Here is a 22,914-nt window from a genome sequence, read left to right on the forward strand (position 1 = left end):
AGGCGTTACTACAAAAAGAGCATTTCAAAAATTCCCCGAACTGCGAAATAAAGAATTTTGGGGAAAGCATTTGTGGTCTCCAAGTTACTACATAGGAACACAAGGTCAAGTATCTGCTGAAACGATCAAGAAATACATAGATGGTAACAACAATAGAGGGTGTAATTCATCCACCGTTTGAAAACGGTGGTATTCTTACTCTATCATGATAAATGTATAAATTCAAAGAAACTAAAAGTAAATAATATTTGGATTGAATAGAATACAAAACTAAAAGAACTTAAGAAACAATAAAATACAATTTCCGAAATGAATATATTATAGGTTGGCCAGTTGTACTAAAGTTTACTTGCTTAATCATAAAAAATAATTTTTGATAAGTGTTATATATGATGCAGTTGCAACTTTTAGATACACAATAAAAAGGTGGTTAATACATGCCTTGCTGGGAATATGATATAAAACCAATAAGAACTGATGACTGGAGTAAAACAAAAGACGAATTAAATGAAATGGGCAATGAAGGTTGGGAATTAATCAAGTTCTGTGGACCTCTGGACGGACAGGGAGCTTCTGATGCTTTCTTCAAAAGGCTTGTTGATGAAGCAAATATCTGAGTGATCTTCACTCTCCCATTTCATCCATATCTTTGCATATGCAAAATTTGCATAATGCAATTTCCACATCTTTTTGTTTGTTTTTCGCGGGACAATAATATTCATTATCATTTTTTGCAATTTTGCGACCTCCGGGGAATTCCATGTTTAAAGGATGGAGGGATTTACCCGCAACAAATATGAGATATATCGAAGTTAATTTGGCCAGATCTGCGAACAACCTGTTTTTTTCATTATCTTCTTCCTGCATTAAATCTATACGCTGAATTAGTTCCAGGCAATCTTCCCTGTCAAAAGTTGAGAGTTGAGGGGTTGCATTGTATCTTTTTATCTCCTCTATGGTTTCATAAAGATGCCTGAATAAATCCTCACCATATATCTGCCTGTATTTTGGAGGGAGGTTTTCAGTACTTTGCAACATCAGGGATCTTATTTTCATAAAATCTGAAGGAGTAAACCGGTTTGCCTTCTTCTTTAGATTGGTGATTAATTCTTGTTCATTGTCTAAATGGTCGCAGATCATACTTATTTCCAGCCACATTTTCCGGAACTACATATCCCCATTTTTTCGAAATATTGCTGATGATAATCTTCTGCAGGATAAAATTCAGAAACAGGCTCGATTTCTGTAACTATAGTCTTGAATTTGCCTGATTCCTGTAACTTATGAAAGCAACTCAGAGCAGTTTCCTTTTGTTTTTTGTCATGATAGAATATAGCAGAGCGATATTGTGTTCCAATATCCGACCCCTGCCGATTAGATGTTGTAGGATCATGAATATTCCAGAAAATCTTCAGCATTTCTTCATAACTTATAATTTGTGGATCATAAGTAATCTCAACAGCTTCAGCGTGGCCTGTACGCCCGGTACAAACTTCCTTATAAGAGGGATTGGGTGTACTCCCACCTGTGTACCCGACCCGTGTGCTAATAACGCCTTCAACTTCCCTAAATGCTGCCTCAACTCCCCAGAAGCATCCGGCAGCAAATGTCGCTTTTTCCATAGATTTCAAACTCATTTATAGTCCCCATAATCTCATTGGTTTTCTGCCAGATATAATTATTCAATCGTTCTAGGGAATGGTTTATATACTATGTTCGCATATGTTCGAACAATCTTTTTTTACTACAACGGGGAGGTAGAGAACATGAATGATCGCAAAAATGATGACAACAATAGAGATGAAAATAATTCTTTCGAAGACATCGAAGACCTTCTTCAGTATGTTTTTGAAAAGATGAGGGAAGCTAATGACAATAAGCCTTTCGTATATGGTTTTTCCATTGCTCATAACCCCATGAATAATGATCAATTCAATGAACAATCACCGCCAGCAGAGGAAACACCAGAGGATGTTTTTGTAAAAGACCAAAGTCCTATGGTTGAGACTTTTAAGACTGACGATGAAGTGTACGTAACAGTAGACGTTAAAGTTGACGAAGACCTTGTTTCAATTGCTTCACGCCACAATGAAGTGGACATTGCCATCCATTTCCCGGAGGCCGGCCGCACTGAGACACAACACGTAACTCTGCCTGCAAGTGTTGATCCAGATAGTGAGTCGATCAGTTGCAGCCATGGAGTAATGGATATCAGGTATAAACGAAAAGTGGCTTCCACTTTGAATTGATTTCTATTTTAACTTTATTTCTTCTGCTTTCATTGCCAATTTAAAAGACCTGCCTCGGGAGAAGTATGGATCGACGGGGAGTTAATTACTGCCCCCTCAACTGATATAAATAGCATTCGTGAGGAAGTAGGAATGGTATTCCAGCACTTTAATTTATTTCCTCATATGACAGTGCTGAAAAATGTCTCACTTTCTCCTATTATTGTGAGAGGGATGAATGAAGAGAAAGCAAATATCCGTGCGATGGAACTCCTCACGAAAGTTGGATTAAAGGACAAAGCAGATGCCTATCCAGCCTCCCTTTCAGGCGGCCAGAAACAGAGAGTTGCAATTGCAAGAGCTCTTGCCATGCATCCGAAAGTGATGCTATTTGATGAACCCACTTCTGCACTGGATCCTGAAATGGTAGGGGAAGTACTGGCTGTCATCCGGGAACTTGCAAGGGAAGGGATGACCATGGTTGTCGTCACACACGAAATGGGATTTGCAAGAGAGGTAGCTGACCGGGTCTTCTTCATGGACGACGGCCTGATAGTGGAAGAAGGCAGCCCTGAAGATCTTTTCACAAATACCCGCCATGAAAGGACAAAATCTTTCCTCAGTAAGGTTTTGTAACTTTTTTTTATTGGTTATTTAGTAAGATGCTTTGGGACAAAGTATCTTATAAGTAATCCATCCCATTAAGTACATTTTTTAAAATATATTTTTAGAAACAAACTTAGTTTATTATACTAAATAAAGTAGATAATAAGATATCTATATATTAAAATATAACAACAATTCACCATATAATAGATAAAATTACATATATACAAAAATATATACAATTATTATATTAGATGGAAATACTGTAAATACTAGAACCTGCAATTCTCACTTTGAAAACAGTATTTGCGATGCATTCTGAAAAGTGAGAGAATATACGGTTAGATAAATATTATAGTAGTATATTTATATATGCTTTATTGAGTCACCACTCCTATAAGTAGAGAATCGAAAAATACATAAAAAACATAGCGCATCCTCCACTTCCAATCCCACCTTGGAATAAAGAAGTGCAGAATGCAGACAAAAAATAGTAAATAATTAAATTATAAGGCTGTTTGAATATATAGTTTTATCACTCGCCACCTATATACACCCAACATGCAGAAAATGCACTATAAAGCATAGTCGCTTTTCCACAATACCCGACTAAGTGCACAAATCCCAAAATAGAACTATTCAAGTGTTCGATTCAAGAAAGATCCATCAGGCGTAAGCACACAAATTTAACAAATTCATATATGCTATGTGAATGGAGTTGGCTGCCTAATATTATACAGTGATTCAGTAAGCTCAGGTATTACATATACTATGTGAATATTGCAAGTACACTCTACTACCGCCCCATGTAGTGCGCAAAAAAATAGAAGAAACGCATATTTATCAAAAAACAATGTTCCATTCATATATTGTATGTAATATATCCGGAACTATCTATACAGCATTTAATATGCCAAACTCACTAAATCACAACTCACTTTACAAGACATACATAATGATAAAATTGATATTCACTCAAAAGAAAACATATTAAACATAGTAACTGAATTTGTAATAAATATATTGAGTGTACATAGTTCAAAATTCATGTATGTAACTGACAATTATTACTCGCGGAAGTGATATTTTGGTCATTTGAATATGTTACATAGTATAAAATTAAGTACATTTTAGTTACCAGACAGTCTTAGAATAATTTTAATGTAGATCAACCCAACATTCGCATAAATTTATCAACTAACTAAAAAGAAAAATGTTTTGTCAAGAACGAGTCAACAAAAAGTGAGATTTAAATCTCCAGAGAATAACCAAACAATTCATTGAATAGTGAATATTTTTTCCTTGCATTATAGAGATACTGGCGAACATATTTTTCACCTTTTGATTTTTGAATCATAGCTTCAATTTCCCTGGGCGAAAACACAGTTTCCAGTTTTACTGCTGCAATGTTCCCTATATCTGACATAGATTTCTTTTCAGTTAAATTGACACTGTTTTGTAAGGCATCATCGATAATTGACACCGGGTACTCTCCAACCCATTCCCATGCAGGATCAAAAAGAATTATCCTTAAAAGAGAACAATCCCCACAGCGACATACTACTGCCGTATAATCCTGAAAATTGTGATAAGTGAAGGAAAACAACGGACCTTCACATTCACTGCATACACCCATTTCATTTTCCTCTTCTTCAAAAGGAGGAATTAATCTATTATCATCTATGCACAATAGCTTATTTGGTAGTGAATAGCGCAAGGTTGATTTATCAAAAGATACTTTCATTATATTAGGCCTCTATTAAGGTTGCAGAAACAACATTACTTTACAAACATATAAATAGTTTGATTGTATATATATGAATTAATACATAGATAGGGGTAATTCTATGAAAGCTATTAGATCTAAAATAAAAAACCGTCTCAAAAAGTTCGTCGAACTTGACGTGAGCGGACTGCGTACCCATATACTATCTATTCTTCTCAACGTAAAACAGTTTACAGTTGATGATCTTCACGAAAAGATCAACAAGCAGTTCGACGCATCCAGAAGTGTAGTGGCCTCCATGGTTGGTTATATACATTCAAAGTTGGGTATTCTGAGATCCCATAAGGAGTCATATAAGACACCCACAACATACTCACTAAAAGAAGAGTATGTAGACTTGATACAGAATGCCATTACCGCGCGAGAAAAACCATCTACATGAATGAGTATTCATGGTAGCAATAAAGGATGCTCCACGTACATCCACCACCCTAATAATACGTTCTGATTCCGGATCCAGAATCACACATTCCAGAGATCCTTACTATAGCCTCATGCGCAGGCTTTTTCAGGAAGATGCTACCGCACGGCGTGGACAGCAGTTTCTGACTATAATTGAAGAGCGCCAAAAGAGTGGCAATGCGGTTAAAACAAGTGAATGGGAATCAATAATGAAAGAGCTGGACGTTGGCCGCGCATCTTTCTATGCCATGCGCAACAAATTACTTGGTGCGGGACTCATATCCAACAAGAATAAGGAATACCGTTTATCGAGCCAGTTCAGCAAAGATCTTATAGATATGGCCAACTGGTGGTCTACTGCTATATTAAATAAAGACCCGGATGAGATATAAATCCCGATAATTTTATATACTAAATATCCAATGTAGGATACGTTTTCGTAGCAGCCCGGTAGTGTAGTGGTCAATCATGTGGGACTCTGGATCCTGCAACCTCGGTTCGAATCCGTGCCGGGCTACTAAAATTTTTTACGCATTCCTAATATTCCAATTATACAATTCTCTTTATTTCTCAATTTTCAGATTTACGGGCAACCCACATAATTGGAAGAAGTGGTGGATATTCTTGGAAATACATTTGGACCGATGATATCGTCTGCATTCAGTAAAAAGAACATTATCATCTGTAATATGAATGGTTAAGAGAAAAGATCAGAGATATTCTGCTGAACATTTCGATTAACGTTAATCTTCTAAAATATCTGTAAATTTTGCCCTTCTGTTTCTCCAGTCAACGCATACAAAATCTCACATGGCATTCTCTGTAAACTAACCCTGTCATTGTACAGTTATTTGCCTGATATCCAGCGGCTTTCCTCTTACTGCTCTTTGAATCGTTGTTGCAAATCCTTTTGCAGCTACTTTAAAATACTCCCTTATCCCGATACACCACTCCTCCCCCTCTTCTTACAGATCAATCCTTGAATCATTTCCCATAATACGGTAGGTCAATTCCACGATGGTACGAAATGGTTACAGTCAATCAGTTTGTCACCTACAGTTATAAAGAGAGCCATATTCCTGTTTCAGAGTGAAATTACTGAAAGTACTCATATAAATAAATCTATCTTACTTCAATACAAATCTTAATGTTTAGTTTGAGTGAGAAAAAGAGTTAATTAGAAATTTCTTTCAGATACAAACTTATTAAAATGAATAATTAGCAAAATAAATATAAAAAACAGTAATAAGTTATTTATATTTTCAGCAATCAGTTTCTTTCATGGTGGAGGAAAATTGGTGCAGCATCTCTTCAGAAGATGTGTTTAATTTATTCAATAGTCATCCTGATGGTTTGAGTGAAGAAGAAGCAGAAGTAAGACTTGCAAGAGACGGTTACAATGAAGTAGCTACCAAGAAAGAGCACGGGAATATATACCGTTTCCTCAAACAATTTTCAAGCCCTTTGATATATTTGCTAATCGCTGCGGCAATTACCGTTTTTTTTCTGGATAAATACATAGATACCATTGTTATCCTGTTAGTAATTCTTGCAAATGCCATAATAGGGTTTATACAGGAAGGAAAAGCAAGGGATGCTCTTGCATCCTTAGCAAAGCTGCTTGTGCCTGAAGCAAGAGTCATGAGAAACAGAGTTAGTAAAATGATTCAGAGCAGGGAACTGGTTGTAGGTGATGTGGTACTGCTGGAATCAGGAGACAAAGTCCCAGCTGACATGAGAATGTTCTACACAAAGAACCTCCGAGCCGATGAATCTATACTTACGGGCGAGTCAATACCTGTGGAAAAAAAATCGGATGCAATCGATACAAAATGCGATTCTTTAAGTGACCAGAATAACGTATGCTTTGCAGGAACTTTGATAAATCAGGGACAAGGTAGGGGAATCGTAGTCGCCACTGGGAATAAGAGCCAAATTGGCCGCATATCTGAATTCATCAGGGAAAGTAAGGAAATTTCCACACCCCTTCTGCGTAAGCTGGAACATATGAGTGTCATACTGTCTGTGGCCATACTTATCATAGCCGCCCTGACATTCGTTTTTGGCCTGTTCAGAGGATTTGAAACTGTTGAAATTTTCATGGCTTCAGTAAGCCTTGCTGTAGCTGCAATACCTGAAGGGTTGCCGGCTGTTATTACCATATCCATGGCCATAGGAATTAACAGGATGGCATCAATGAATACCATCATCCGAACGATGCCTTCTGTCGAGACGCTTGGTAGTGCAACTGTGATCTGTACAGACAAAACTGGTACACTTACTAAAAATCAAATGACTGTAACCCAAATTTATTCTTCGGGTAAATTATATGAACTTACGGGTACGGGTTATGTTCCAGAAGGAGATTTCCTGCTGGATGGAACAAAAATTGATCCTTTGAAAAATAAAGCCCTTGTGGAAACACTAAGATCAGGGGTGCTGTGTAATGATGCTTCCTTCAAGGAAGTTGATAATATCGATGGTGACCCTACAGAAGGAGCACTGTTAATCTCGGGTATGAAGGCTGGAAATTTTTATCTATCCAGAAAGGACGTAATACCATTCGAGCCGGGAAAAAATATCATGGCAACCCTGCATGAGAAGGAGGATGGCTCAAAGATCGTTTACGTAAAAGGTTCTCCAGAAAAGATATTGAGTCTGTGTGAGTTGCAATTTAATGGTGAAGATGTAGAGCCATTAGATAAAAAAAGCATCAATCATGTTTCTGAACAAATGGCTTCAGGCGCTTTAAGGGTGCTTGGAATGGCATACAAGGAAATGCCTGAAGATATGGAAAATATAGAAACAGAAGATATAAAAGATCTTGTATTCACCGGTCTTCAGGGTATGATGGATCCCCCCAGAGAGGGAGTCGCCGAAGCAATCGAAAAGTGCAAAACTGCAGGCATCCGAGTAACGATGATCACAGGAGACCACCTAAAGACTGCTTATGCTATAGCCAGAAAAATAGGTATTGAAACAGAAGGACCCCTTTCTGGAAAAGATATCGAATCCATGTCAGATGAGCATCTAAAAGAAAAGCTCAAATCAGTTTCTGTTTTTGCACGGACATCCCCAGAGGATAAACTGAGAATTGTCAAAGTTCTTAAAAAGATGGGGGAGATTGTCGCAGTAACCGGGGACGGTATAAATGATGCTCCGGCCCTGAAGACTGCTGATATAGGTATCTCAATGGGTATTACTGGCACCGAAGCCGCTAAAGAGGCTTCCAATATGGTGTTGGCAGATGACAATTTCTCCTCCATTGTAGCTGCTATTGAAGAAGGCAGGGATGTCTATAGCAAGATACAGAAGATTCTTATTTGGACACTACCCACAAACGGAGGACAGGCCCTGTCCATAGTGTTTGCTGTGATTCTGGGAATTACACTGCCTTTGGTGCCTCTACAGATTCTGTGGCTTAACACTGTCACAGCTATCGGTCTGGGTGTTCCCATAACAATTGAGCCAAAAGAAAAAGGTCTCCTAAAAAAACCACCAAGACCACCAAAAGAACCAATACTAACTCAGCTAATTAAAAATAGAGTACTATTTGTCTCACTACTCATCGTTGCAGGAGCTTATTTCAACTTCTTTATGAAACTGGAAAACGGTGGAAACCTTGATGCTGCACGCACTGTTGCTTTGAACACCATAGTGTTCTTCCAGATATTCTACCTTTTCAACTCAAAGTCCATGTACCATTATGTTTTCAGGGACATATTTTCAAACAAGATAATGCTTTTGGGCATAGCTATTGTCATAGTACTACAGACAATGATCACTTACATATCCTCTATAAACCAAATATTCTCTACCGCCCCTATCCAGACAATGGATTGGCTTATGGTAATAGTTGTTTCCAGCTCGGTGTTCTTCCTAATAGAGATTGAGAAGTATCTTCGCAAAAGAGGATCTTTTTAATAATTACTTTTTGTAAAAAGTTAATAAAATGGTATATGACTGGATAATCTGTATTTACAAAAGTATTCAAAATGATGAAGTCAGTTGACAAAAGATAAGATTAGCCAAGTTAAGATAAAATATGACAAGAATACAGAATCTCTTGGACTGCAACTTGTAACCAATCTTGTTTCCCAGATAGACGGTACAATAGACCTGAACACGGATGAAGGTACGACTTTCACGATACACTTCTGACTACAGGAAAAATCATATCTGACCTGAAAAGTAATGATAGCAACCCCGGAAAAGGTTGCTGAAATGTTTTCACTTCCCAATACTTTTCTCGGTTTCCATCACCTTGAGATATATTTTGAGTATCGAATCCGGGTTCAGAGAAATGGAATCAATACCTTCTTGCACCAGAAACTCAGCAAAATCCGGGAAATCACTTGGCGCCTGACCACAGATCCCACTATGCTTATTGTTTCGTTTTGCACCTTTTATTGCCATAGATACAATCTTTTTTACGGCTTCATCCCTCTCATCAAAGGTTGAAGCCAGGATCTCTGAATCCCGATCAACACCCAGTGTGAGTTGTGTCAGATCATTGGACCCGATAGAAAAACCATCGAAGTATTTGCTGAATTCATCGATCAGGAGTGCATTACTGGGAATTTCACACATCACATATACCTGCAGGTCATTTTCACCCCTTTTCAGGCCGTGTTTGTCCATTTCTTCGATAACTTTGCGGGCTTCCTCTACACGTCTGCAGAAAGGAATCATCAGAATAAGGTTCGTAAGCCCCATTTCATCCCTAACCTTTTTCATAGCCCTGCATTCAAGGGCAAATCCTTCCCTGTACCTTTCGTCATAATAACGCGAAGCTCCCCGGAAACCAAGCATAGGATTACTTTCCTTTATCTCAAAATCTTCCCCACCCAACAGGGTTGCATATTCATTGGATTTGAAATCACTCATGCGCACAACTACAGGTTTTGGGTAAAATGCAGCTGTGATTGTCGCGACACCTTCAGCCAGCCTGTCCACAAAGTATTCACTTTTATCCGAATACCCCTGTGTCAATTTTTCAATCCGATCGACTGCATCTTGGTCTTTGACCTTTTCTGTATGAACCAGGGCCATCGGATGAATCCCAATATAGCTGTTTATGATAAACTCAAGCCGGGCCAGCCCGATTCCATCATTGGGTACCCGGGACAGTGCAAAAGCCTCTTCAGGATTTCCCAGATTCATCATTATTTCTGTTTGGGTCTTGCTAACATCTTCCAGCTCTGTGGTTTCCTTATGGAATGTAAGTTGGCCTTCATAGACCCTGCCTGTATCCCCTTCAGCGCAGCTTACAGTGATTTGCCTACCGGTTTCAAGGATTTCTGTACTGCCATCCGCCCCCACAACCGCGGGTATGTCAAGCTCACGACTGACAATAGCTGCATGACATGTCCTGCCTCCTTTGTTGGTAATAATAGCTGCCGCATTTTTCATCACAGGTTCCCAATCCGGAGTGGTCGTATCTGCCACCAGAATTTCCCCGCGTTTGAAGGAAGATAAACCAGAGACATCTTTGATAACATGCGCCTTTCCAGAAGATATCCTGTCTCCAACACTTCTGCCTGTGACAAGCACTTGCCTTTTTCATCCATGTAATAGGTTTCAAGCACATCCTTCCGTTTCTGGGATTGTACGGTCTCCGGCCTTGCCTGAACGATGAATATTTCCCCTGTCTCACCGTCCTTTGCCCACTCTATATCCATAGGCATTGTCTTATTCGATTTGCCAGAATAGTGTTTCTCAATCGTGACAGCATACCTGGCAAGCTGTAGTATCTCCTCATTGCTGATGCAGAAGTTTTTTCTGTCAATTTCGGGCACTTCCACATTACGCGTCAGTACCCTGGAATCACCGCGGCCGTAGATCATCTTAATCTCTTTGCTGCCAACCTTTTTGCGGATAATGGGCCTATAACCTTCCTTGAGGGTTGGTTTGAATACGTAGAACTCATCCGGATTTACCAGTCCCTGTACGATATTCTCACCTAAACCATATGAGCCGGTGATAAAGACAACATCCTCAAAGCCAGTTTCTGTATCGATGGTGAACATCACTCCGCTGGATGCAAGATCGGAACGCACCATTTTCATTATGCCAATCGACAGGCCCACATCGAAATGATCGAATTTGTTATTTATCCTGTAGGAAATGGCCCGGTCGGTGAACAACGAGGCAAAACAGCGGCTGCATGCATCATTCAGGGCGTGGTAGCCATGGATATTGAGATAAGTTTCCTGCTGGCCTGCAAAAGATGCATTCGGGAGGTCTTCAGCAGTGGCTGAACTGCGTACTGCAACATCGGTGTCGACACCATACTGTTCACACAGTTTGTCGTATGCAGTTTTAATTTCATTCCAGAGGTCATCAGGGATCGGTGCATCCAGGATTATGTGTCGTGCCTTTTTGCCGATGACAGCAAGGTTGCTGAGATTCTTCGTGTCCAATTCATCCAGAATCTTTCGTAAATCTCCCAGCACACCTGCTGAGTCCAGAACATGCCAGTAGGCCTCAGCAGTAATTGCAAAACCGTTTGGAATCCGAATATCCTTATCCGTAAGTTCCCTGTACATTTCACCCAGCGATGCATTTTTCCCTCCCACCAGGGACACATCATCAATCGTAATCTCTTCAAACCATCGTATGTATTTGTTATCGCTCATTGTAACCCCACTACTATTTTCAATTTGTTGGTTATATGATTCCGGAAAGTATTATGTGTTCCTGTGGGTTATAAAAATCCATAATTGAACAAACTGCGATACTTTTAATAACGATTAAGAACAAATGGATAAGGAAGTTATGAGGGTAAATTATCTGGGGCCGAGATTGTCGGAAAAGCCCATATTCAAGAAAATTATAACATATCCATTAAATACAGTGCACCACAGCATAACGTTTTACTTTCAGCCATTGCTTGAAATGTTTCGATTTCACCACTTTTCCGACAGTCTCTTAAACAATTCATTCTGTTTAAGCTTCCTATCCAGCCATAACAAATAATTTTTTAAACATCAGGATAGATGTAAGTGGTTAATAGCATCATCTAGCTGAAAATAGTCATTATGAATAATAAGCGGAGGATTACATGTTAGAAGTAAAGGACCTTACTGTTGAGGTTGGTGGAAAAGAGCTGCTAAAAAATGTCAACCTCAAAGTGGAAAAGGGTTATACAAATGTTATTCTGGGCCCTAACGGTGCAGGTAAATCTGCTCTTTTGATGACATTGATGGGTTTTAGTGGTTACAAGATAGTAAGTGGCCAGATACTATTCAAAGGTGAGGATATTACTCATATGTCTATTGATGAAAGGGCAACAAGAGGAATTGGGATTATGACCCAGCGCCCTCCGAATATGACAGGAGTAAAACTGAAAAATCTCGTGAAACTTATAGCAGGGGACAGAGATATGGAACACACAGCTGAGTCCCTTGATATGATGCGTTTTATGGAAAGAGATATTAATGTGGGATTTTCAGGTGGAGAAATCAAAAGGTCCGAATTATTACAACTTGCTGCCCAGAGACCATGTATCTATTTGTTTGATGAGCCGGAATCTGGTGTAGACCTTATGAGCATTGACATCATTGGAAACACAATAAATAATCTGGTTCATGGTGATACCTGTCCGGGTGACCGTAAAGGCCATGGCAAGTCCGCTTTAATAATTACACATACCGGCCAAATTCTGGATTACATAGAAGCAGATCGTGCTTATGTCCTTTGCAACGGAACAATAATGTGCGAGGGTAATCCAAGGGAGATGCTTCAGGAAATCAAAGAAAACGGTTATGAGGAGTGTATTACATGCAAACTGAAGAAAGCCTGAAAAAAAGGGCAGAAGCAGCACTACAAAAGGAAGCTGCATACGGAGAGAAATTCGATCTGGATGAGTATGCAATTGCTCCAAAGGAAACTAAATACACTGATAACCTGAAAGAACTCGATGAAAAATCACAGAGAACTCTGCTCAATGTAGGGGTTATTCCCAGCGGGGAAGGGAGAGGCGGCAGTCTGGTAATGGTTGATAATGCCATATCCCATTCCTCAGTTTCCGATAAAGAAATTGAATTGATGCCTCTTCACTTCGCAATGCAAAAACATGATTGGCTGAAAGATTATTCCTGGAATTTGGTGCCTGTGGATGCAGATAAATACACTGCGACCAGTTATCTGGAAAACGCCAATGGTTATTTTATAAGAGCTCCTAAAGGAGTGAAAACAAAATTACCCATCCAAACCTGTCTGCTAATGGGTTCAAAAGACGTCTCTCAGACAGTTCACAATATTGTAATAGTAGAAGAAAATGCCAGATTGGATGTGATTACCGGCTGCTCCACAGGTAGCGATGTGGACAAAGCTATGCATCTGGGCATTTCGGAAATGTATGTTAAGAAGGGTGGTACTCTAAACTTTACCATGATCCATAATTGGGCAGAGCAAATTGGTGTACGTCCCAGAACAGTAATTCATCTGGAAGAAGGTGCCACCTTCATTAACAATTATGTTACGCTCAAAGCAGTCAAATCCATTCAGAGTTATCCGACAGCGCACCTTACAGGCAAGGGAGCATTTGCCAGGTTTAATACCATTGCTGTGGGACATCCCGGTTCTGAATTGGATCTTGGTAGCCGTGTTATATTTGATGCACCCAACACAAAAGCAGAGCTTGTCTCCAGAACGATCACAACTGGTGGGACTGTTATTGCAAGAGGAGAAATGATAGGGAATGAAGTCCAGTCAAAGGGTCATTTAGAATGTCACGGACTTGTCCTGAACAATAAGGGAACACAGAGGGCAATCCCCATCCTTGAAGCAAACGTGGATGATATTGAACTGACACACGAAGCAGCAGTTGGCAGGATTGCAAGGGAACAGGTAGAATACCTTATGGCGCGTGGTCTTTCTGAAGAAGAGGCTGTAGGAATGATAGTGCGTGGTTTCCTTGATGTAGGTATATCCGGAATCCCGGATGAACTGCAGAAAGATATTGATGAAACAATCGCACAGATTGGCAAAAGTGCAATGTGATGCAATAAGCATCACATATTCACTCTTTTTAGATCAGTCACTTACCTTTTTTGCAGCTTCATCCAGTTCTTTTAGTTTTGTAGGAATAGGATTATCCTTCAGAAGTTTTGCCATATAAGCAAGATTGTTTACCATATACCTGACAGTCCTGTTTGTGTAGAGGTGTTTGTCTCCTCCTGCATCAATATAGCTTGGACCCGGACCTGCATCACCCACCCAGTAACAATCAGCATTCGGGGGAATTGTACAACCAAGGTGGGTCAAATTGAAAAGTGTATTTGCAGAAACATTGTGTGCTCCATCCTCATTGCCCGTCACAATAACTCCGGCTACCTTACCATAAAGTGGATATTGCCCGGTCTCGGGGTCAGCATCTGCATAAGATCCGTCCAATCTTTCAAGTACCATCTGTGCCACTGCAGATCTTACTCCAAACCATATGGGAGATCCAATGATGAGTATATCACAGGCTTTTATTTTTTCAAGAATCTCTGGCCACTCATCATCGCCTCCTTCATCCGAGGAAACCCCAAAAGCTATATTGTGGTCTACAATGCGTATTACCTCACTATCTACACCAATATCCTGAAACAGTTCAACTGCTTTATCTATAAGGGCTCTTGTATGCGATATTTCAGGTGATTTCTTCAGTGTACAGTTTAAAAAGAGCGCTTTCAATGACATAATAAATATGTTGGTCAGTTGTGACATATAACCTTTTCCTAAAATGAAATGAGTTACAAATGTAGCAAATTATAAATAATTCCTTCAGTAACTGATACAGCCCTTGTGGGCTTGGAGAGTTGATATTTGAAGGGCTGATCAGTTTCAACAATGAAAAAATATTTGCAGGAGCAATCCCGGCAATTTTGATTCCCCTCATTATAGATGTGGGATTCACAGCCCTTGAAAAACGCCTGATGCCATTTTAATATAAGAATACAGATTAAACTTCAAGCATCCGGTCAAGGGCTTCTTTTGCCTTTTCTCTTATACTTTCTTCTACAGTCACTTCATATTGCATTTTTTCCATTGAATCCAGCAAAATGGAAGGTGTAATCATTTTCATGTTGGCACATGAGGCAAAGGGAGACCCAAAATAGAACGTTTTATCGGGATGTTGCTCCTTGAGCCTGCAGAGAATACCATTTTCCGTCCCGATAATAAACTCGTTTACATCTGGTTTGCCCGCCCTTTCAATAATTCCCGAGGTACTGAGTACGGCATCTGCCATTTCAACAACTTCAGGCCTGCATTCCGGATGAGCCAGGAATTCAGCATCCGGATGCTCCTGTTTTGCCAGTATAATTTCTTCTGGCATTATCTGGTGATGAACCGGACAATAACCTTCCCAGGGGATTATTTGTTTTTCTGTGTGAAGGGAGACATAATGTGCCAGGTTCTTATCCGGCACAAATATCACTTTATCTTCTTCAAGGGAATTTACCACATTGACAGCATTTGAGGAAGTACAACATATATCGCTTTCTGCCTTTACAGCCGCTGAGGAATTAACATAACATACAACTGCAGCATCGGGGTTGTTTGTTTTTGCTTGTCTGAGGGATGGCACATCAACCATTGCTGCCATAGGACAATGAGCATCCTTTGCAGGCAGTAGTACCTGCTTATCCGGGGAAAGGATGGCTGCACTTTCCGCCATGAAATCCACTCCGCAAAAGACAATGACATCACAGTCATGTTCCACTGCCTGACGGCTCAGTCCAAGTGAATCACCCGTATAATCTGCCAGTTGCTGTATTTCACATCGCTGGTAATTATGGGCCAGAATAACAGCATTCATTTTTGTCTTCAGTTCTTCAATTTTAGCAATTATTTGATCCATATAAATCATCTTAATCTCTACTTCACGGCGTTAACTATATTTGTGAGGCAAATATATTAAATTGTTGGACGAAACCAAACAGGTGATATTTTATGGAAAAGATAGATATTAAAGTGAAAGGAATGGCATGTGGCCATTGCAAGATGGCAGTTGAGAAGGCTTTACAAAATATTTCCTCTGTATCCAGAGCTGAAGTCGACCTTGAAAAAGGTGAAGTTCACGTGGAATATGAACCTGATATAAATGTAGAAGAGCTGAAAAAAGCTGTAAGGGATGCGGGTTACGAGGCATAATACAACCATGACCGGGATTCTTTTACATGTAAGCGGTATGAGTTGCGGACACTGCACAAAAAGTGTCCGCGATGCCCTTGATAGCCTTGAAGGAGTGAAATCTGTAGAGGTGGACCTTGGAAGTGGTATTGCTAAGGTGGATTATGATCCTTCATCCACCAGTATTGAAACCATGAAGGAGACTATTAGTCAGGCCGGATATTCTGTCGAAGACCAGGAAGAGAATGCATGTGAAGGAACCTGTCCTGTAAACATTGAAGAAATATCAACCCGGGATACTGAAAGGAGCCTGACATTGAATATTTCAGGTATGTCCTGCACTGCCTGTGCCAAACGTATCGAAACAGGCCTTGCAAAAGTAGATGGAGTTAGGGAAGTCTCTGTTAATTTTGCATCGGAAAAAGCTTCTATAACATATGATGTTAATAAGCTGGAATTAAATGACATACGTGAGCGGATCGAGTCCCTGGGGTACGGAATTCGCAGTGATCGTCTGACTCTGGATATTACCGGGATGAGCTGCACCTCCTGTGTATCCAATGTAGAAAAAGCGCTTAAAAACCAACCCGGCGTATTTGAAGCAAATGTAAACCTGTCCCTGGAAAAAGCGGATGTAGTTTTCGATAGTTCCATAATCAATCTGGAAGGTCTTATCAAAGTCATAGAAAACGCAGGTTACGGCGCTTCAATACCGGATGATACACAAAATAATCTGAAAGATAAACGAGAACAGGAAAGAATTGAGCAACAAAAAAATGTTTTGATAGCTTTTGCTCTGACATTGCCCCTGACGCTTGGTGCCATGCAGGATTTGCTGAGGATTGACCCTTATGTGCCTGATATTCTTGCCAACAATATTGTTCAATTCACCCTGGCAACCCTCACTTTGGCTTTTCCCGGCAGACAGTTTTTCACCGGAGCCTTTCGGGGATTGCAGCACGGATCTGCCGATATGAACTTGCTGGTAGCCTCGGGTACCGGCGCCGCTTATATTGCAAGTACTGCAGCAGCCTTCCTGAATCTGGGTGCAGGATATGAACATACGTACTTCGATTCGGCTGCCATGCTTATTACATTCATCCTTTTCGGACGTTACCTGGAAGCCAAAAGCCGGGGTAAGACATCAGAAGCGATACGTAAACTCATGGGACTTAGAGCAAAAACTGCCCGGATAATCGTGGATGGGGAAGAAAAAGACATTCCTGTCGAAGAAGTAAAACCCGGAGACGTCATCGTTATAAAACCCGGGGAAAAGATACCGGTTGACGGTGAAGTCATAGAAGGGGATTCTGCTGTTGATGAATCTATGATCACGGGAGAAAGCATCCCTGTTGAAAAAAGCACAGGAGACACAGTAATCGGTGCAACGATAAATAAGACCGGCTCATTCAGGTTCAAAGCGACAAAGGTCGGTGCTGATACCGCCCTGTCACAGATCATAAAAATGGTAGAAAGAGCCCAGACGTCAAAGGCACCCATTCAGCGCCTTGCAGATATTGTAGCAGGATACTTTATTGCCATTGTGATGTCCATTGCATTGATAGCATTTTTCTTCTGGTTCTTCATAGGCTACGGAACATTTAATGTTGCTGAACTTACCGGTGTTGCCAGTCCTTTCCTCTTTGCCCTGCTGGCTGCCATCACTGTGCTTGTAATTTCATGTCCCTGTGCATTGGGGCTTGCCACACCGGTTGCCATAATTGTAGGTACCGGAATGGGCGCTGAAAATGGAATTCTCATACGTGACGGGGAAAGTCTGGAGACTACTCCAAAAATAGACACAATCGTGTTTGATAAAACCGGTACTCTGACAATCGGTAAACCCTTCCTTACAGATGTTGCAACAACAGGCAATTACGAAGAAAACTATCTGCTCCAGGCAGCAGCTTCGGTTGAAAAACTTTCCGAGCATCCACTGGCTGAAGCGGTTGTGGAAGGAGCTAGTTCCAGAAAACTCCAGCTAAAAAATATATCCGGTTTTGAATCATTATCCGGCAAAGGGGTTGCAGGAGAATGGGAGGACCATTCTGTAATTATCGGCACCAAACGTCTCATGGAAGAAAAAGCAATCGATGTGGGAGATGTGTCCCGCTATTCGAATAAGTTTGAAGATGAAGGAAAAACAGCAATAATGGTTGCCCTCGATGGTACAATTGCCGGTGTCCTGGCCGTTGCCGATGTATTGAAAGAGGAGGCACCATCAGTAATATCCCGACTGCAGAAAGAGGGGCTTGAAGTTGCCATGATAACAGGTGATAACAGCAAAACTGCACACGCAATTGCAAGGCAGGCAGGAATTGACACGGTCCTTGCAGAAGTGCTACCTGCAGATAAGGCTGCAGAAGTTGAAAAACTGCAAAGCCAGGGTAAAAGAGTAGGAATGGTTGGAGATGGCATCAATGATGCACCGGCCCTTACTCAGGCTGATGTTGGAATTGCTATGGGTGCCGGAGTGGATGTCGCCATTGAGTCTGCAGATATCGTCCTTATCAAGAATGATGTGAAGGATATTTTAAAGGCCCTGAATTTGAGTAAACTGACAATGAAAAAGATCAAACAAAACCTTTTCTGGGCATTTGGTTACAATACACTTGGTATACCAATTGCTGCAGGTGTGCTATTCCCTGTATTTGGACAAACACTAATAACACCGGCGATGGCGGCAGCATTCATGGCCCTGAGTTCGGTCTCTGTGATGACAAATTCCCTGTTAATGAAAAGGAAGAGAGTTGAGTAATTATGGATAAGAAAAAGCAGAATAAAAACAGAATCCTGGCTCTTGCAAGCTCCATAATTACAACAACATTTTTTGCGGGAGTTGCCATTTCAATCAATAATGGAAATCCGGACACATTTGCAGATGTTGATATTGTTGCAGGGTCGATTTTTGTATTTCTATTAAGTTTTATTCTCTTCCTGCTCATCTGGCCGATGCTGGTTGATGAATAATCCAGATTTAGTTTTTAGTTTGTTACATTTTGGATATGCAATAAGTGCTATTACTGTTACCTGTTAGCATGAATCACGCTTCCACAATTCACAAATATATTTAAATATTGTTGTTAAAAGGATTAAAACTCAAATCATGGATAAACATGACAGTTTAAAAGGTAGGCTCAAAATGCAGGAAAAAATAAAAGAAATTTCATCACGTGTCAAAGAATTGCGTGGGTTATCCGGTATAAGTGCAGAGGAAATAGCCTCCTCCCTTGATATCGCATTAGAAGAATATAATAAATACGAATCAGGGGAGCTTGACATCCCTGCTAGTATCCTCTTTGAAATTGCACGATTGCTCGAAGTTGATATGACGGTGCTACTTACCGGTGAAGATCCAAGGATGCATATTTTCACCATTACCCGTAAAGATGAAGGAGTAAGTGTAGAAAGAAGAAAACAGTACCAATACGAAGGACTGGCTCCAAATTTCATTCACAAAAAGGCAGAACCATTTGTAGTTACCGTTGAACCCCAATCCAACCAGGATTCCACCCCCAATTCCCATCCCGGACAGGAATTTGATTATGTACTTGAAGGGTCCCTGAAAGTTATCATCCATGATAATGAAATAATTCTCAACGAAGGTGACTCAATATACTTCGATTCAAATTACAATCATTCAATGCAGGCAGTCGGAGACAAAGCTGCAAAATTCCTTGCAATAATCTTCTAAATTCCAAAATAAACAAAACGGGTGCAAGAATGACCTCACTTATAAATAATTTCCTGGCAAAAACAGATTTTGAATCATACGATGACTTTTACACTAATTTCAAGATCAATATCCCTGAAAGCTTTAATTTCGTATATGATGTTGTTGATGTGTATGCTAAGGAACAGCCTGAAAAAAAGGCTCTTGTCTGGTGTAACGATGATGGTGAAGAAAAGATATTCACTTTTGCTGATCTGAAATATTACAGTGAAAAAGCTGCCAACCTTTTCGTTAAATATGGAATAAAAAAGGGTGATGTGGTAAAGCTTACCTTAAAGGGAAGATATGAATTCTGGATATGTATATTGGGATTGCACAGAATTGGTGCCATCGCTCTTCCCGGAACCCATATGTTAACAACCAGGGATCTCAAATACCGCATTGAAAGAGCAGACATACAAATGGTCGTCAGTGATGCTGATGAGGGACTTTTGGATTACATAGATGAGGCACACAAGGATTTCAAAGATGTGCTCAAGCACAAATTTGTAATTAACCACAATCGTCCCGGCTGGAGTAACTTTACAGAAGAACTGGAAAAATCACCCGCTGAATTTGTACGTCCAAAAGAAGAGGAAGCAACACAGAACAATGACATATCCCTGATGTATTTCTCATCCGGCACGACCGGTTTCCCGAAAATGGTACAACATGATTTTACATATCCCCTGGCCCACATACTCACAGCCGGCTACTGGCAGAATGTAATGGACAATGGTCTGCATCTTACAGTAGCAGATTCCGGCTGGGCAAAATGTGCCTGGGGCAAGCTCTACGGTCAATGGATTTGCGGCTCAGCTGTCTTTGCTTATGATTATGAACGATTCGATGCCAGGAATATGCTGGAAAAAGCCAGCTATTATGGTGTTACAACATTCTGTGCACCACCTACAGTATATCGCTTCCTGATAAAGGAAGATCTGAGCCAGTATGATTTTAGCAGTCTCAATTACTGTGTGGTTGCAGGAGAGCCGCTGAATCCCGAGGTGTATGAAAAATTCCTGGAATATACCGATCTCAAACTAATGGAAGGATTCGGCCAGACAGAAACTGTTGTAGCCATTGCAACCTATCCATGGCTGGAACCAAAACCCGGCTCTATGGGGAAGCCCTCACCCATCTATAATATCCAGTTGATGCGTCCTGACGGAAAACTTGCCGATGTTGGAGAAGAAGGAGAAATTGTAATCGATACATCAAAGGAAAGGCCCGCAGGTTTGTTTGCAGGTTATCGTGCAGATCCTGAAAAGACAGAGGCTGCATGGCATGACGGGTATTACCACACCGGTGACATGGCATGGAAAGATGAAGACGGATATATGTGGTTTGTAGGACGAGCAGATGACATCATCAAGAGCTCCGGCTACAAGATCGGACCATTTGAAGTTGAAAGTGCACTTATGCAGCATCCTGCAGTCCTGGAATGTGCAATCACTGCATCCCCCCATCCTGTACGTGGGCAGGTTGTAAAAGCCACCATTGTACTTACTAAAGACTATGAAGCAAGTGAGCAGCTCAAGAAAGAGTTGCAGGACCATGTAAAGAAGGTTACCGCACCCTACAAGTATCCGAGAATCGTGGAATTTGTACCCGAACTTCCCAAGACAATAAGTGGCAAGATTCGCCGGGTGGAAATCAGACAACACGATGACGAAAAGGGAGACAATTGATTTATATTTCTTTTTCCTTTTCTACTCTTCAGATCATAAGAAGGCATCAAGAGTTGATTTTATGAAGGAAGAAAAAGCAGAACCATATCCTCTAATCAATATTATTGAATGCAAAGGCTGTGCCAGATGCATTACTGCCTGTCCAAAAAACGTGCTGGAAATGAGTGATGAACTCAACAGAAGAGGTTACCATTATGCCCAGTACAAAGGAGAAGGTTGCACCGGCTGTGCTAATTGTTATTACACATGTCCGGAGCCTCTTGCAATAGAAATACATATCCCTGCTAAAAAGAGGTGTTAAGATATGGCTACACAACTTACAAAAGGTAATGATGCAGTGATAATAGGGGCACTCTACGGAGGATGTGACTGCTATTTTGGTTACCCCATAACCCCTGCAAGTGAAATTCTCCATGAAGCATCCCGGACATTTCCCCAGGTAGGGCGCAAATTCGTGCAGGCAGAATCAGAGGAAGCTGCAATAAATATGGTATTTGGAGCGGCTTCTGCTGGGCACAGGGTTATGACCGCATCCTCAGGCCCGGGAATCAGCCTTAAACAGGAGGGTGTATCCTATCTTGCAGGTGCACAGCTTCCCTGTGTAATCGTTGATATCATGAGAGCCGGACCCGGTCTGGGGAACATCGGCCCGGAACAGGGCGATTACAACCAAGTAGTAAAAGGTGGAGGACATGGAAATTATCGCAATATCGTGGTTGCACCCAATTCAGTCCAGGAAATGTGTGATTTGACCATCATGGCTTTTGAGCTGTCTACAAAATACCGCAATCCTGTAGTGGTATTGGCCGACGGTGTACTCGGGCAGATGGTCGAACCACTGAAATTCCCTGAAAAAGCAGTCAGACCGGAGATTGATACTTCCTGGGCTGTTTGTGGCAATAAGGAGACCTACCAGAACCTTGTAACTTCGATTTTCCTTGACTTTGGCGAATTGGAAGAATTCAATTATGAGCTGCAGGAAAAATACGAGACGATAAAGGAAAAGGAAGTTGATGTCGATGAATACATGATGGATGATGCCGAGATCGTCCTTGTATCCTATGGAATTAGCAGCCGGATCTGTCGTTCTGCTGTTGAACTTGCCCGCAAGGAAGGTATCAAGGCAGGGCTTTTCAGACCAATTACACTTTTCCCGTTCCCTGAAAAAGAACTGGCTGCACTTGCCGGAAAGGATGTCAGTTTCATTTCAGTGGAAATGAGTAATGGCCAACTTCTGGATGACATAAAACTGGCAACTGGCTGCAGGAAACCTGTGGAATTGGTGAACCGTATGGGTGGCAATCTCATTACAATGGACCAGGTACTGGGCAAAATAAAGGAAGTCGCAGGCAAGGAGGAATAAAA

At 40.8% G+C, this 22,914-nt stretch carries 22 protein-coding genes, 1 tRNA gene and 2 pseudogenes; 19 read left to right on the forward strand and 6 right to left on the reverse strand.

Annotated elements, in window-relative coordinates; translation table 11 throughout:
- Nucleotides 1-181: transposase (locus tag EFE42_RS08020; RefSeq protein WP_199724112.1), on the forward strand; the 181-nt coding region annotated here is incomplete at its 5' end.
- Nucleotides 182-437: 256 nt separating this feature from the next.
- Nucleotides 438-617, forward strand: coding sequence for a hypothetical protein (locus tag EFE42_RS08025; RefSeq protein WP_072361001.1), 180 nt, complete (start codon nucleotides 438-440; stop codon nucleotides 615-617).
- 7 nt (nucleotides 618-624) lie between these two features.
- Here EFE42_RS08025 and EFE42_RS08030 read toward each other — a convergent pair whose 3' ends face one another.
- Both EFE42_RS08030 and msrA read right to left on the reverse strand, forming a co-directional pair.
- The gene (locus tag EFE42_RS08030) at nucleotides 625-1,158 is read right to left on the reverse strand and encodes a DUF2115 domain-containing protein (RefSeq protein ID WP_123136762.1); all 534 of its coding nucleotides are present in this window, start codon (nucleotides 1,156-1,158) and stop codon (nucleotides 625-627) included.
- Nucleotides 1,143-1,637: a peptide-methionine (S)-S-oxide reductase MsrA gene (msrA, locus tag EFE42_RS08035; RefSeq protein ID WP_233564782.1), complete on the reverse strand. Its 495-nt coding sequence runs from the start codon at nucleotides 1,635-1,637 to the stop codon at nucleotides 1,143-1,145. Before msrA ends, EFE42_RS08030 begins: the two co-directional genes overlap by 16 nt.
- 129 nt (nucleotides 1,638-1,766) lie before the next feature.
- Here msrA and EFE42_RS08040 point away from each other — a divergent pair, with 129 nt between their 5' ends.
- Both EFE42_RS08040 and EFE42_RS08045 read left to right on the forward strand, forming a co-directional pair.
- Complete coding sequence (locus EFE42_RS08040; protein WP_123136763.1) at nucleotides 1,767-2,249, forward strand: Hsp20/alpha crystallin family protein; 483 nt, start codon at nucleotides 1,767-1,769, stop codon at nucleotides 2,247-2,249.
- Nucleotides 2,250-2,297: 48 nt separating this feature from the next.
- Nucleotides 2,298-2,864, forward strand: a pseudogene (locus tag EFE42_RS08045) (amino acid ABC transporter ATP-binding protein); the annotation flags it as partial.
- Nucleotides 2,865-4,083: 1,219 nt separating this feature from the next.
- On the opposite strand, the gene EFE42_RS08050 reads toward EFE42_RS08045, so the two are convergent.
- Entirely contained in the window at nucleotides 4,084-4,578 is a 495-nt protein-coding gene (locus EFE42_RS08050; RefSeq protein WP_123136765.1) for a hypothetical protein, read from the reverse strand.
- Nucleotides 4,579-4,681: 103 nt separating this feature from the next.
- Between EFE42_RS08050 and EFE42_RS08055 the strand changes: the two genes are divergently transcribed.
- The 5 genes from EFE42_RS08055 to EFE42_RS10525 all read left to right on the forward strand — a co-directional run bounded on the left by EFE42_RS08055 (nucleotide 4,682) and on the right by EFE42_RS10525 (nucleotide 9,183).
- Nucleotides 4,682-5,002: a DUF2551 domain-containing protein gene (locus tag EFE42_RS08055; protein WP_072361016.1), complete on the forward strand. Its 321-nt coding sequence runs from the start codon at nucleotides 4,682-4,684 to the stop codon at nucleotides 5,000-5,002.
- A 10-nt stretch (nucleotides 5,003-5,012) separates the two neighbouring features.
- Complete coding sequence (locus EFE42_RS08060; RefSeq protein ID WP_123136766.1) at nucleotides 5,013-5,414, forward strand: hypothetical protein; 402 nt, start codon at nucleotides 5,013-5,015, stop codon at nucleotides 5,412-5,414.
- 52 nt (nucleotides 5,415-5,466) lie between these two features.
- Nucleotides 5,467-5,539, forward strand: a tRNA-Gln gene (locus EFE42_RS08065).
- A 764-nt stretch (nucleotides 5,540-6,303) separates the two neighbouring features.
- The gene (locus EFE42_RS08070) at nucleotides 6,304-8,946 is read left to right on the forward strand and encodes an HAD-IC family P-type ATPase (protein ID WP_123136767.1); all 2,643 of its coding nucleotides are present in this window, start codon (nucleotides 6,304-6,306) and stop codon (nucleotides 8,944-8,946) included.
- An 84-nt stretch (nucleotides 8,947-9,030) separates the two neighbouring features.
- Nucleotides 9,031-9,183 carry a hypothetical protein gene (locus tag EFE42_RS10525; protein WP_158599210.1) on the forward strand — a complete coding sequence of 51 codons (153 nt, stop codon included), beginning with the start codon at nucleotides 9,031-9,033 and terminating at the stop codon, nucleotides 9,181-9,183.
- A 69-nt stretch (nucleotides 9,184-9,252) separates the two neighbouring features.
- Here EFE42_RS10525 and ppsA read toward each other — a convergent pair.
- Nucleotides 9,253-11,660 (reverse strand): annotated as a pseudogene (gene ppsA / locus EFE42_RS08075) (phosphoenolpyruvate synthase).
- Between the two features lie 425 nt (nucleotides 11,661-12,085).
- Here ppsA and EFE42_RS08080 point away from each other — a divergent pair.
- Both EFE42_RS08080 and EFE42_RS08085 read left to right on the forward strand, forming a co-directional pair.
- On the forward strand, nucleotides 12,086-12,826 hold the full coding sequence (locus EFE42_RS08080) for an ABC transporter ATP-binding protein (RefSeq protein ID WP_123136768.1): 741 nt from the start codon (nucleotides 12,086-12,088) through the stop codon (nucleotides 12,824-12,826).
- Entirely contained in the window at nucleotides 12,805-14,028 is a 1,224-nt protein-coding gene (locus EFE42_RS08085) for a SufD family Fe-S cluster assembly protein (protein WP_123136769.1), read from the forward strand. The genes EFE42_RS08080 and EFE42_RS08085 overlap by 22 nt, the downstream gene beginning before the upstream one ends.
- A gap of 33 nt (nucleotides 14,029-14,061) precedes the next feature.
- On the opposite strand, the gene EFE42_RS08090 is transcribed toward EFE42_RS08085, so the two are convergent.
- Nucleotides 14,062-14,712: a flavodoxin family protein gene (locus tag EFE42_RS08090; RefSeq protein ID WP_123136886.1), complete on the reverse strand. Its 651-nt coding sequence runs from the start codon at nucleotides 14,710-14,712 to the stop codon at nucleotides 14,062-14,064.
- A 119-nt stretch (nucleotides 14,713-14,831) separates the two neighbouring features.
- On the opposite strand from EFE42_RS08090, the gene EFE42_RS10900 reads away from it, so the two are divergent.
- Nucleotides 14,832-14,960: a hypothetical protein gene (locus tag EFE42_RS10900; RefSeq protein WP_255419075.1), complete on the forward strand. Its 129-nt coding sequence runs from the start codon at nucleotides 14,832-14,834 to the stop codon at nucleotides 14,958-14,960.
- A gap of 14 nt (nucleotides 14,961-14,974) precedes the next feature.
- Here EFE42_RS10900 and nadA read toward each other — a convergent pair whose 3' ends face one another.
- Nucleotides 14,975-15,880, reverse strand: coding sequence for a quinolinate synthase NadA (nadA, locus tag EFE42_RS08100; protein ID WP_370448684.1), 906 nt, complete (start codon nucleotides 15,878-15,880; stop codon nucleotides 14,975-14,977).
- An 86-nt stretch (nucleotides 15,881-15,966) separates the two neighbouring features.
- Here nadA and EFE42_RS08105 point away from each other — a divergent pair, with 86 nt between their 5' ends.
- From EFE42_RS08105 to EFE42_RS08135, 7 genes are all read left to right on the forward strand, one after another.
- Complete coding sequence (locus EFE42_RS08105) at nucleotides 15,967-16,167, forward strand: heavy-metal-associated domain-containing protein (protein WP_123136771.1); 201 nt, start codon at nucleotides 15,967-15,969, stop codon at nucleotides 16,165-16,167.
- The gene (locus EFE42_RS08110) at nucleotides 16,148-18,904 is read left to right on the forward strand and encodes a heavy metal translocating P-type ATPase (RefSeq protein WP_233564783.1); all 2,757 of its coding nucleotides are present in this window, start codon (nucleotides 16,148-16,150) and stop codon (nucleotides 18,902-18,904) included. The genes EFE42_RS08105 and EFE42_RS08110 overlap by 20 nt, the downstream gene beginning before the upstream one ends.
- 2 nt (nucleotides 18,905-18,906) lie before the next feature.
- A complete protein-coding gene (locus EFE42_RS08115) occupies nucleotides 18,907-19,116 on the forward strand; it encodes a hypothetical protein (protein WP_123136773.1) in 210 nt (69 codons plus the stop codon).
- 172 nt (nucleotides 19,117-19,288) lie between these two features.
- A complete protein-coding gene (locus EFE42_RS08120; RefSeq protein WP_123136887.1) occupies nucleotides 19,289-19,840 on the forward strand; it encodes a helix-turn-helix domain-containing protein in 552 nt (183 codons plus the stop codon).
- A gap of 29 nt (nucleotides 19,841-19,869) precedes the next feature.
- Nucleotides 19,870-21,549 carry an AMP-binding protein gene (locus EFE42_RS08125; RefSeq protein ID WP_123136774.1) on the forward strand — a complete coding sequence of 560 codons (1,680 nt, stop codon included), beginning with the start codon at nucleotides 19,870-19,872 and terminating at the stop codon, nucleotides 21,547-21,549.
- 61 nt (nucleotides 21,550-21,610) lie between these two features.
- On the forward strand, nucleotides 21,611-21,850 hold the full coding sequence (locus EFE42_RS08130; RefSeq protein WP_123136888.1) for a ferredoxin family protein: 240 nt from the start codon (nucleotides 21,611-21,613) through the stop codon (nucleotides 21,848-21,850).
- 3 nt (nucleotides 21,851-21,853) lie between these two features.
- A complete protein-coding gene (locus EFE42_RS08135; RefSeq protein ID WP_123136775.1) occupies nucleotides 21,854-22,912 on the forward strand; it encodes a 3-methyl-2-oxobutanoate dehydrogenase subunit VorB in 1,059 nt (352 codons plus the stop codon).
- Nucleotides 22,913-22,914: the final 2 nt, after the last annotated feature.

It is taken from the genome of Methanohalophilus sp. RSK, assembly GCF_003722075.1.
Lineage (GTDB): Archaea > Halobacteriota > Methanosarcinia > Methanosarcinales > Methanosarcinaceae > Methanohalophilus.

What these genes read in the sequence shown, in the direction of transcription:
- EFE42_RS08070 (WP_123136767.1), top strand. Translation starts at nt 6,304, where the DNA reads ATGGTGGAGGAAAATTGGTGCAGCATCTCTTCAGAAGATGTGTTTAAT.
- msrA (WP_233564782.1), bottom strand. Translation starts at nt 1,637, where the DNA reads ATGAGTTTGAAATCTATGGAAAAAGCGACATTTGCTGCCGGATGCTTC.
- EFE42_RS08055 (WP_072361016.1), top strand. Translation starts at nt 4,682, where the DNA reads ATGAAAGCTATTAGATCTAAAATAAAAAACCGTCTCAAAAAGTTCGTC.
- EFE42_RS08130 (WP_123136888.1), top strand. Translation starts at nt 21,611, where the DNA reads ATGAAGGAAGAAAAAGCAGAACCATATCCTCTAATCAATATTATTGAA.
- EFE42_RS08050 (WP_123136765.1), bottom strand. Translation starts at nt 4,578, where the DNA reads ATGAAAGTATCTTTTGATAAATCAACCTTGCGCTATTCACTACCAAAT.
- EFE42_RS08125 (WP_123136774.1), top strand. Translation starts at nt 19,870, where the DNA reads ATGACCTCACTTATAAATAATTTCCTGGCAAAAACAGATTTTGAATCA.
- EFE42_RS08135 (WP_123136775.1), top strand. Translation starts at nt 21,854, where the DNA reads ATGGCTACACAACTTACAAAAGGTAATGATGCAGTGATAATAGGGGCA.
- EFE42_RS08085 (WP_123136769.1), top strand. Translation starts at nt 12,805, where the DNA reads ATGCAAACTGAAGAAAGCCTGAAAAAAAGGGCAGAAGCAGCACTACAA.
- EFE42_RS08105 (WP_123136771.1), top strand. Translation starts at nt 15,967, where the DNA reads ATGGAAAAGATAGATATTAAAGTGAAAGGAATGGCATGTGGCCATTGC.
- EFE42_RS08110 (WP_233564783.1), top strand. Translation starts at nt 16,148, where the DNA reads ATGCGGGTTACGAGGCATAATACAACCATGACCGGGATTCTTTTACAT.
- EFE42_RS08025 (WP_072361001.1), top strand. Translation starts at nt 438, where the DNA reads ATGCCTTGCTGGGAATATGATATAAAACCAATAAGAACTGATGACTGG.
- EFE42_RS08030 (WP_123136762.1), bottom strand. Translation starts at nt 1,158, where the DNA reads ATGTGGCTGGAAATAAGTATGATCTGCGACCATTTAGACAATGAACAA.
- EFE42_RS08080 (WP_123136768.1), top strand. Translation starts at nt 12,086, where the DNA reads ATGTTAGAAGTAAAGGACCTTACTGTTGAGGTTGGTGGAAAAGAGCTG.
- EFE42_RS08120 (WP_123136887.1), top strand. Translation starts at nt 19,289, where the DNA reads ATGCAGGAAAAAATAAAAGAAATTTCATCACGTGTCAAAGAATTGCGT.
- EFE42_RS08040 (WP_123136763.1), top strand. Translation starts at nt 1,767, where the DNA reads ATGAATGATCGCAAAAATGATGACAACAATAGAGATGAAAATAATTCT.
- EFE42_RS08060 (WP_123136766.1), top strand. Translation starts at nt 5,013, where the DNA reads ATGGTAGCAATAAAGGATGCTCCACGTACATCCACCACCCTAATAATA.
- EFE42_RS08090 (WP_123136886.1), bottom strand. Translation starts at nt 14,712, where the DNA reads ATGTCATTGAAAGCGCTCTTTTTAAACTGTACACTGAAGAAATCACCT.
- EFE42_RS08115 (WP_123136773.1), top strand. Translation starts at nt 18,907, where the DNA reads ATGGATAAGAAAAAGCAGAATAAAAACAGAATCCTGGCTCTTGCAAGC.